This is a genomic window from Gemmatimonadota bacterium (assembly GCA_016720805.1).
In the GTDB taxonomy this organism is placed as follows: Bacteria; Gemmatimonadota; Gemmatimonadetes; order Gemmatimonadales; family GWC2-71-9; genus Palsa-1233.
Map to the genome: position 1 here is coordinate 628641 of JADKJZ010000001.1, position 9529 is coordinate 638169.

General features: G+C 68.5%; 9 protein-coding genes. All 9 read left to right on the top strand.

What is annotated here, in order from left to right:
• Window positions 1–76 precede the first annotated feature (76 nt).
• The 9 genes from IPP98_02975 to IPP98_03015 all read left to right on the top strand — a co-directional run bounded on the left by IPP98_02975 (window position 77) and on the right by IPP98_03015 (window position 9444).
• A complete protein-coding gene (locus IPP98_02975) occupies window positions 77–889 on the top strand; it encodes a PhoH family protein (GenBank protein MBL0178073.1) in 813 nt (270 codons plus the stop codon).
• On the top strand, window positions 889–1323 hold the full coding sequence (ybeY, locus tag IPP98_02980; protein MBL0178074.1) for an rRNA maturation RNase YbeY: 435 nt from the start codon (window positions 889–891) through the stop codon (window positions 1321–1323). The genes IPP98_02975 and ybeY overlap by 1 nt, the downstream gene beginning before the upstream one ends.
• On the top strand, window positions 1320–2513 hold the full coding sequence (locus tag IPP98_02985; GenBank protein ID MBL0178075.1) for an HlyC/CorC family transporter: 1194 nt from the start codon (window positions 1320–1322) through the stop codon (window positions 2511–2513). The genes ybeY and IPP98_02985 overlap by 4 nt, the downstream gene beginning before the upstream one ends.
• The gene (locus IPP98_02990) at window positions 2510–3697 is read left to right on the top strand and encodes an HlyC/CorC family transporter (GenBank protein ID MBL0178076.1); all 1188 of its coding nucleotides are present in this window, start codon (window positions 2510–2512) and stop codon (window positions 3695–3697) included. Before IPP98_02985 ends, IPP98_02990 begins: the two co-directional genes overlap by 4 nt.
• A gap of 5 nt (window positions 3698–3702) precedes the next feature.
• Window positions 3703–5034: a magnesium transporter gene (mgtE, locus tag IPP98_02995; protein ID MBL0178077.1), complete on the top strand. Its 1332-nt coding sequence runs from the start codon at window positions 3703–3705 to the stop codon at window positions 5032–5034.
• 64 nt (window positions 5035–5098) lie between these two features.
• Complete coding sequence (meaB, locus tag IPP98_03000; protein MBL0178078.1) at window positions 5099–6130, top strand: methylmalonyl Co-A mutase-associated GTPase MeaB; 1032 nt, start codon at window positions 5099–5101, stop codon at window positions 6128–6130.
• Window positions 6131–6138: 8 nt separating this feature from the next.
• On the top strand, window positions 6139–7821 hold the full coding sequence (locus IPP98_03005; GenBank protein MBL0178079.1) for a methylmalonyl-CoA mutase: 1683 nt from the start codon (window positions 6139–6141) through the stop codon (window positions 7819–7821).
• Between the two features lie 17 nt (window positions 7822–7838).
• Window positions 7839–8987, top strand: coding sequence for a hypothetical protein (locus IPP98_03010; GenBank protein MBL0178080.1), 1149 nt, complete (start codon window positions 7839–7841; stop codon window positions 8985–8987).
• Between the two features lie 25 nt (window positions 8988–9012).
• The gene (locus tag IPP98_03015; protein MBL0178081.1) at window positions 9013–9444 is read left to right on the top strand and encodes a cobalamin B12-binding domain-containing protein; all 432 of its coding nucleotides are present in this window, start codon (window positions 9013–9015) and stop codon (window positions 9442–9444) included.
• Window positions 9445–9529: the final 85 nt, after the last annotated feature.

Sequence of the window (9529 nt, forward strand, 5' to 3'; positions counted from 1 at the left end):
CAACGACGCCAACTTCGCCGAGTTGCAGCGCGCCCTGGGCGTGCGGGTGTCGCAGCGCGGTGACGCCATCACGCTGATGGGGACGGTGGACCAGGTCACCCGGGCCACGCCGGTGGTGCAGGGGTTGGTGGACCTCGCCCGCGCCGGCGAAAGCGTCGCGCCCGAGGATGTCTTCCGTCTCGCGACCAACGGCGGCGTGCCGGAGATCGCCTCGCCGAGCGACATCCGAAAGGTCGTGCTGCCGGGGATGCGCCGCGCGATCGTGCCGAAGACGCCCGGCCAGCGGACGTATCTCGAAGTCATTCACGAACACGACATCGTCATCGGCATCGGACCCGCCGGCACCGGGAAGACCTACCTCGCGGTGGCCAAGGCGGTCGAGGCGCTGGCACGCAAGCAGGTGCGCCGGATCATCCTGGCACGGCCGGCGGTGGAAGCCGGCGAGTCGCTCGGCTTCCTTCCGGGCGACTTGCAGCAGAAGGTCGATCCCTACCTCCGCCCGCTCTACGACGCACTCGAGGACATGATGCCGCCCGAGAAGGTGGCGCGCGCCATGGAGACGCGAGTGATCGAGATCGCGCCGCTCGCCTACATGCGCGGCCGCACCCTGGCCGATGCCTTCATCATCCTCGACGAGGCACAGAACGCCACCGGCGCCCAGATGAAGATGTTCCTCACCCGTCTCGGCGTGAACAGCAAGGCCGTGATCACCGGCGACAAGACGCAGATCGACCTGCCGCGCCGCGAAGATTCGGGGCTGGTGCAGTGCGAGCGGATCCTGCCGGGGATCGAGGGGATCGGGTTCCACTACTTCGGCGAGGAGGACGTGGTTCGGCATCGCCTCGTGCGCGACATCGTCCGCGCCTACGCGGAGGACCAGGCGGGCTGATGGCGGGTCACTCACCGACCACCGTGATCGTGAGCGGCGCCGCTGGCGGCTTCCCGCCCACGGCGGTGCGCCGGGCGGTCACGACGGTCCTCGCGGGGGAAGGTCGCGAGGCGTTTGTCGCGGTCACCTTTCTCGGGCTGCGGCGGATGCGCCGTCTCAATCGAGACTACAAGCACCACGATCGCCCGACGGACGTGATTTCGTTCGCGCTGCCCCAGCCCGATGGTTCGCTCGCCGGTGACATCTATCTCTGTCGGGCCGTGGCGGCCCGGGAGGCGCGTCGTCGTGGCCTCTCGGTGCGGGAGGAGGTGCTGCGCCTCGTGGTCCACGGCACGCTCCATGTCCTGGGGCAGGATCATCCCGAGGGCGAGGGGCGCGAGCACTCGGCGATGTGGGCCAGCCAGGAACGCTACCTCCGCCAGGTCACGACGTGATTCCGCTGCTGCAGGGGACGCTCTGGGGGGTCACCGCCATCGTGCTCTTTGCGGTCGCCGTGATCGCGCTGGCCGGTGAAGATGAGGGGGAGCTCGGCGCACGCGCGCTCGCGCGGGAGCCGTCCGGTGCTGACCTCCCGCCGGAACGCATCCTCCACGTCATGCACCTGGCCGGGCTCACGCTGGCTGGTGTCCTCGCGGCGGTCGGCACCTCGTGGTGGGAGGATGCCCCGCTCATGGGCGTCCTGCGTGTCGTGCTCGCGACCCTGGTTGTCTGGTCCATCGGCGACCTGGTGCCGCGGCTGCTGAGCGTCGTGGCCCCCGATCTGGTGGCGCCTGCACGGCGCCTCGTGCTCGCCACCACACCGATCGTGCGACCGCTCGTCTGGCTGGCGCTGGCGCTCGACCGCGCCACGACCGAGCAGGCTCGTGCCGTGGGGACCGCGCCGGATCGGATCACCCCGCAGGAAATGGCCGAGGGCGTCTTCTCGTTGGCGGAGATGACGGTGTCCGAAGTGATGACACCGCGCCTTGACATCATCGCCGTCGATGTTGCGGAGACGGAGGCGGCGGTCGTCAACACGCTCCGTCGCAGCGAGCATGCCCGATTGCTGGTGTTTGATGACCATCCCGACGCCGTGGTCGGCGTGATCTACGCCAAGGACATCCTGCCCCGGCTTCGTCCCGTCATCGCCCCGCGAGGCGCCTGGCAGGAGTTGATCCGTCCTGCGGCCTTCGTGCCCGAGGCGAAGCGGCTCGATCGACAGTTGCGGGACTTCCAGCGTGGCCCCGGACACCTGGCCGTCGTCGTCGACGAGTTCGGTGGTACTGCCGGCCTCGTGACGCTCGAGGACATTCTCGAGCAGATCGTCGGCGAAATCCGCGATGAGCACGACACCGACGAGGTGCAACCGGTGCAGCGCCATCCCGACGGGCACTTGACGGTGCAGGGAGGCGTGGCGCTGGCCGATCTCGAGGCGGAGATCGAGCATGACTTTGCGCGCGACGACGTCGCCACCGTCGGCGGCCTCGTGCTCGCCGAGTTCGGCCGGGTCCCGCGCGCCGGCGAGGTGGTCACCGTGGATGGGTGGCAGATCGCAGTCGAGGTGATCACGCGCCGGCGGGTGCGTCGCGTCGCGGTGACACCGCCGATTGCCGCACAGGACGACGATGATGCGGAGGACTCGTGAGCTTCCTCCTCCTCGCCCTCGGTCTCCTTCTCGCGGTCGCCGGATCGGCCGGTGCCACCGCACTGGTCACCACCGCGCGTGCAGCCTTGGCCGAAGCCATCGCACGACGGCTCCGGGGTGGTGATGACTCGCTCGCCTGGCTCGCCGAGACGGAGCGCCAGGTCGCGGCGGCGACCGCGGCAACCTCCCTGGGCATCGCGCTGATCGGGGTGACGATCCCGGGGTTGCTGCGTCAGCTCACGTCGACACAGTTCGCGCTGGCCGTCCTCACGCTCGTGGTGCCCGCCACGCTGGTCGGCGGCTACCTGCTGCCGCGATGGCTGACGGTGCCGCGGGCGGAGACGGTCGTGGAGTCGTTGCGACCGCTGCTCGCCGCGTGGAGTCGCCTGCTTGGCGTGGTGATGCCGGCACGGCTGACCGACCCCGCGGAGAACGTCCGCGCCCTTGCTCGCGAGGGCGCCGCAAGCGGGCTCGCCGATGACGAGCTGGTGATGGTCGGTGGCGTCATGTCGTTCGCCCAACGCCCGGTGCGGGTGGTGATGACCCCGCGCACCGAAGTCGTGGCGGTCGAGCACGATGCCAGCCACGACGAAGTGATGCGCACCTTCGCGGAAAGCGGCTACACCCGATTGCCGGTGATGCGCGGCACGCTCGATGAGATCGTCGGCATCGTCCACGCCTTCGACCTCTTCAAGCTCGAGCCCGACGACCCGGTCCCGGTGCGGCCAGTCTCGCTGGCTCCGGAGTCGCGCCTCGCCGGCGACCTCCTCCTCGACATGCAGCGCGAGCGTCGGCACTTTGCGGTCGTGCTCGACGAGTTCGGCGGGACCGCAGGGATCGTGACGCTCGAGGACCTGCTTGAGGGACTGGTCGGCGAGATTTCTGACGAGGATGATGGCTCAACGCCGTCCCACCGCGCGCCGGGGTCGCTGTTGGAGCTCGACGGATCGGAGCCGCCGCGCCTGATCGAGGAGCACTTCGGCGTCGTCCTGCCGGGGGGCGAGGCGGCGTCGATCGGCGGGCTGCTTGGCGAGTTGGCGGGGCGGATTCCAGTGGCCGGGGAACGTTTTGCCGTCGTCGGCCTTGAAGTGGAAGTGCTGCAGGCGTCGCCCACACGCGTGGAGCGATTGTTGGTGCGGCGCGGCGGAACGCATCCAGTGTCCCTCGACCGGGAGCCGACGTGAGTTCGATGACTGATTCCCGATTGGCGGAACTCGTCGCCCTCGCCCGTGAAGGCCGCGAGGGCGCGTTCCTCGCGCAGGCGTGGACGCTCGAGCCGGCCGACCTCGCCGACGTCCTCTCGGCCCTCGACGAAGACGAGCGGCTCGCGCTGGTGCGCATTCTGCCGGCGGAGTTGTCGTCCCAGGCGCTGGTCGAGATGCCGGCGGATGAACACGCGGAAGAGATCGTCGCGGCGCTCGATCCGGAGCAGGCCGCCGAGATCGTCGAGGAGCTCGAGGACGACGACGCCGCCGACCTTCTCGGCGAGATGGAGCCGGAAGAGCAGGAGCGGATTCTCGCCGAAGTCGGGGATCGTTCCGGCGTTGATCGGCTGCTCCGGTACGACGACGAGACGGCCGGCGGCATCATGACGACCTCGGTCGTCACCGTGACCGACCTCGACACGGTGGGCCTGGCGCTCGAGGCCGTGCGGCGCCAGGCGCATGACATGGACGACGTGATGGAAGTCTATGTCGTCGACGGCGCACGTCGGCTGGTGGGCGTCCTCTCGTTCAAGCAGCTCGTGCTCTCGACCCCCTCGCGCCTGGTGCGCGACGGGATGGAGCCGGCGGTGGCGCAGGTGTCGACCGATGTCGACCAGGAAGAGGTGGCGCGCATCATGGGCCGCTACAACCTCCCGTCGATCCCCGTGGTCGACGAGGCGGGCCGACTCCTCGGTCGAATCACCTACGACGACGTCATCGATGTCGCCGAAGCGGAAGCCACGGAAGACCTGCTCCGCTTCGGCGGTGTCTCGCCGGACGAAGAACTCGGTGGCGGCTGGTCGTCCGCGGTGCAGAGTCGACTGCCGTGGCTCTACGTCAACTTGCTGACCGCCTTCCTGGCAGCGGCGGTGGTCAAGTTCTTCCTGGGCTCCATCGACAAGCTCCCCTTTCTGGCGATCTGGATGCCGATCGTCGCCGGGATGGGGGGCAATGCCGGCACGCAAGCGCTGGCCGTCTCGGTGCGCCGCCTCTCGCTCGGGAGCGGGGTGGGGACGCGCTTTCGAGCGATCGTCACCAAGGAGATGGTCGTCGGGGTCATCAATGGCGCGGCGATCGGGCTGGTGATCGCCGGTCTCGCCGTGCTGCTCGGCGGCGAGTGGAAGCTCGGCCTGGTGGTCTTCCTCGCCATGACCGGCAACCTCTTCGTGGCCGGTTTCGCGGGCTCGTTCATCCCCGTCATGCTCGAGCGGGCCGGGATCGATCCGGCCATCGCCTCGTCGATCTTCGTGACCACCTTTACGGACGTCTGCGGATTCGGCCTCCTGCTGGGCTTGGCGACCGCGATTCTGCTCTGAAACGGGGGCGTCCAGCGGCCCTGCCGAGGTGCCTGAACTCCCGGCCCGGTGCTAGTTTACAGGCATGAGCGAATCGACGCTGGCGGCGCAGGTGCTCGACGGCAAGGTGGCGGGTGTCGCCCGTGCCGTCTCCGTGGTGGAAAACGCCCGCGCCGGCTTTGAAGAGCTCCTTTCCACGCTGCATCCCCACCTTGGCCACGCCCGCCGGATCGGCCTCACCGGCCCCCCGGGCGCCGGCAAATCCACGTTGACCGAGCGACTCACGCAAGCCTACCGCGCCCAAGGGCTGCGGGTGGCCGTCGTTGCTGTCGATCCGACCTCGCCGTTCACCGGCGGGGCGTTGCTCGGCGACCGGATCCGCATGGAGTCGGTCGCGCTGGATCCCGGCGTCTTCATCCGCTCCATGGCGACTCGCGGCTCGCTGGGCGGGCTGGCCACGTCGACGCGCGAGGTCTGCGACGTGCTCGATGCAGCGGGCTTCGATCGGATTCTCGTCGAGACCGTGGGTGTCGGACAGTCGGAACTGGACGTCACCCGGATGGCGGATACCTCCCTCCTCGCGCTGGTCCCCGAATCGGGTGACGGCATCCAGGCCCTCAAGTCCGGCGTGATGGAAGCCGCCGACCTCTTCGTGATCAACAAGAGCGATCGCCCCGGGGCACCAAAACTGCAGCGGGAGGTCGAGATGGCCCTCGACCTCCGGATGGGGAAGACGCTTCGCAACATCCCGGCGCATCACGGCGCGCTGCGGGGGCCGAAGGGGCCGGTGATCCACGAGGATGAGTCGGGCTGGCGTCCCCCCGTGCTGTTGACCGTCGCCGCCCAAGGTGAGGGAATCCCCGAGCTGGTGGACGCGCTGGAGCGGCACTGGCAGTGGCTGGCGGAGAGCGGCGCCTTGGCGACTCGTCGACGGGAGCGACTCGCGCAACGGACGAGAGAAGTGGTGGATCGGGCTGCGCGACGGTGGGTATGGCATGAGTCGCATGCCGAGGAGGCGATCGCGGCGCGATTGGACGAGATCGGGGCGGGGGCGGTGAGTCCGTACGAACTGGCGGCCGAGATCGTGGCCGCGTTGCGGGAGGGAGAGCGCGTATGACGACCACGATGTCCGACAGCGGACTACTCGAGCGCCTCGCGGTCCAGGAGGCAGAGCTGGCGCGCCTGCGTGCCGAGGTCGCCGCCTGGAAGGCGGGCGTGGCGCGACTGCCTGTGCGCGACGATGCGACCTTCGAGACCTTGTCTGGCGTCGCGGTCGAGCCGGTCTATACGGCGCTGGACGCGAACGGCAGCGAGCCGCTCCCTGGGGAATATCCCTACACGCGCGGGATCCACCCCACCATGTACCGCGGTCGGCTCTGGACCATGCGGCAGTTCGCCGGCTTCGGCACGGCGGAAGACACCAATCGTCGCTATCACTTTCTCCTCGCGCGTGGGCAGACCGGCCTGTCGGTGGCGTTCGACTTCCCGACTCTGATGGGCTACGACTCCGATCATCCCCGTTCCGAGGGGGAGGTCGGCAAGTGCGGCGTGGCGATTTCCTCGCTGGCCGACATGGAAACGCTGTTCGAGGGCATTCCGCTCGACCAGGTCTCCGTCTCGATGACCATCAACGGGCCGGCGGCGATCCTCTTCTGCTTCTTCGTGGCTGCGGCCGAGAAGCAGGGGGTGCCGATCGCAAAGTTGCAGGGCACCATCCAGAACGACATCCTGAAGGAGTTCGTGGCCCAGCACGCCTGGGTCTATCCGGTCGAGCCGTCGCTGAAGCTCATCGTCGACCTGTTCGAGTGGACCAGCGCGCACACGCCGAAGTGGAACTCGATCTCGATCTCGGGCTACCACATCCGCGAAGCGGGGTCGACCGCTGCCCAGGAGCTGGCGTTCACGCTGCTCAACGGCTTCACCTACGTCGAACGCGGGATGCAGCGCGGCCTCGATGTCGACCAGTTCGCCCCGCGCCTCTCCTTCTTCTGGGACGTGCACAACGACTTCTTCGAAGAGATTGCGAAGATGCGCGCGGCCCGTCGGATCTGGGCCCGGCACCTCCGCGAACGGTACGGCGCCAAGGACGACCGCTCGCTCAAGATGCGGTTCCACTGCCAGACCGCCGGCGTCTCGTTGACGGCACAGCAACCGCTCAACAACGTGGCCCGCGTCGCATATCAGGCGCTCGCCGCCGTCCTCGGGGGCACCCAGTCGCTGCACACCAACGCACTGGACGAAACGCTCGCGCTGCCGACGGAACAGGCGGTGCGGGTGGCGCTGCGCACCCAGCAGATTCTTGCCTACGAGACCGGCGTGGCCCACAGCGCCGATCCGCTGGGGGGCTCGTACCTGGTGGAGGCGTTGACGGACCAGCTCGAAGCCGAGGCGGAACGGATCTTCGCGCAGGTGGCCGAGATGGGCGGGACGGTGGCGGCAATCAACGCCGGCTGGTTCCAGCGCGAGATTGCGCGCTCGGCCTCGCGCTTCCAGTCCGAGGTCGAGACGGGACGGCAGACCATCGTCGGCCTGAATGCCTTTGTGGAGGACGAGGAATCGCCGATCGAGATCCTCAAGATCGATGCGAGTGCCGAAGTGCTGCAGCGCCAGCGGATGCAGCAGATGCGCGCCGCGCGCGACGAGGCGCTGGTGGCGGCCCGGTTGGCCGAACTGACCCAGGCCGCGAAGGACGAAGTGAACGTCATCCCCGCGATGCTTGATTGCGCGCGGGTCTATTGCACGCTGTACGAAATCCGGCACGCCCTCGAGACCGTCTGGGGTGCGTACCGCGAACCGGTGTTCTTTTAGCTCACGAGAGGTTCAACATGGCCACCGCCCGGCAGACTGCCAGCGGCCGTGACCTGCTGCGGATGAAGCCTGGTCCGCATCCGGTCGTCACCTGCTACCTCAAGATCGAGACGCGCGACCGCGCTCGGAAGAAGTACCTGACGAAGGTGAAGAATCGGGTCAAGGCGATCGAGTCCACGCTCGCCACCTCGCACTGGACCAAGGCGCAGCAGGAGATGGCCCGCCTCGACCTCGCGCGGATCCTCGACTATCTCGGCGACGAAGCCAACTTGCCGGCGTCGCCGGGGATCGCCCTCTTCGCCTCGGCCGGGCACAAGCTCTTCGAGGTCCATGAACTGCCGAAGGTCCACCGGTCGCGCCTCGCGATCGAGCGCACCCCGCTGGTGCGCGAGCTCGCCGCCACCGAGGAGGAGTTCGGGCGCCTCTTCACCGTGACGATGGACAAGACCACGGCGCTCGTCTGGGAAGTGACGGCGTTCGCCGCCAAGGTGGTCCGCAAGGTCAAGACCGAGGTGACGCGCGGCAGTCGCTTCCACGCGGGACCGTACGCGGCGCATGGCGAGCACACCTTCCACAACCGGATCGCCAACGAGCGGAAGCGGCATCTGGAGACGGTGGCGCGTGCGTTGTTCGAGGTCGATCGTGCCTCGCCCGGACACCAGATTGTACTCGCTGGCGCCGGCAACGATGCCCAGGCCCTCGAACCGTTCCTGCATCGTTACGTCGCCGATCGGTTGATCGGCCTCGCGCGGCTGGCGCCCAAGGATGCCACGCCGGGGGCGGTGCACCAGCTCACGATGGAAGTGCGCGAGGCGCACGCGCGAGCCTCGGAGGGCCACCACGTCGAGGAACTCGGTGAAGGCCTCGGCATGGGTTGGGCCGTCAATGGCGTGCGCGAGACGCTGAAGGCGCTGGCGAATGGCCAGGTCCGACTGCTGCTCGTGCGCGGCGATGCCTCGTTGCCGGGTTTCCGCTCGTTGGCGACCGGCCGGATGTCGACGCTGGCGCGAGACCTCCGCGAGGACGGCGAAGTGGTGCCGACGCTCGATGTGCTCGATGATGCGATTGAAGAGGCGTTGCGGCAGCGCGTTGGCCTCGACGTGGTGTATGACGAGGACGCCTCCGAATCCGTCGACGGCCTGGCCGGGCTGCTCCGCTTCAAGTGAGCCTGACTTCAAGGAGATGCGCATGATGGCAGTTGCCGATGCCCCGGCCCTGAATCGCCCGATTCGGGTGCTGGTGGCCAAGCCAGGCCTCGACGGTCACGATCGTGGCGCCAAGGTGGTGGCCGCCGCGCTGCGCGATGCGGGGATGGAAGTCATCTACACCGGGCTGCACCAGACGCCGGAGATGATCGCCACCGCCGCCGTGCAGGAAGACGCTGACGTGGTGGGACTCTCGATTCTGTCGGGGGCCCACATGACGCTCTTCCCGCGGGTCCGGGCGCTGTTGAGCGAGATGGGGCGCCCCGACATCCTCGTGACTGGGGGTGGCATCATTCCCCAGGAGGACATGGACGCGCTCGAGGCCCAGGGCATCGGCAAGCTCTTCGGTCCCGGGACCCCCACGGGAGACCTGGTGACCTACATCCGTGAGTGGTCGCGCACGCACCTCAGCGCGTGAGGCGTTCGTGACTGAAGCCAAGCCCACGCGTCTTCGCGGGGCCACCGATGAATACCGCGCCCTCGCCGACCGCCTTCGGGCCGGC

Coding starts and splice junctions, on each gene's coding strand:
- IPP98_02975 (MBL0178073.1), top strand. CDS start 77: ATGGGGACGGTGGACCAGGTCACCCGGGCCACGCCGGTGGTGCAGGGG.
- ybeY (MBL0178074.1), top strand. CDS start 889: ATGGCGGGTCACTCACCGACCACCGTGATCGTGAGCGGCGCCGCTGGC.
- mgtE (MBL0178077.1), top strand. CDS start 3,703: ATGACTGATTCCCGATTGGCGGAACTCGTCGCCCTCGCCCGTGAAGGC.
- meaB (MBL0178078.1), top strand. CDS start 5,099: ATGAGCGAATCGACGCTGGCGGCGCAGGTGCTCGACGGCAAGGTGGCG.
- IPP98_03005 (MBL0178079.1), top strand. CDS start 6,139: ATGTCCGACAGCGGACTACTCGAGCGCCTCGCGGTCCAGGAGGCAGAG.
- IPP98_03010 (MBL0178080.1), top strand. CDS start 7,839: ATGGCCACCGCCCGGCAGACTGCCAGCGGCCGTGACCTGCTGCGGATG.
- IPP98_03015 (MBL0178081.1), top strand. CDS start 9,013: ATGGCAGTTGCCGATGCCCCGGCCCTGAATCGCCCGATTCGGGTGCTG.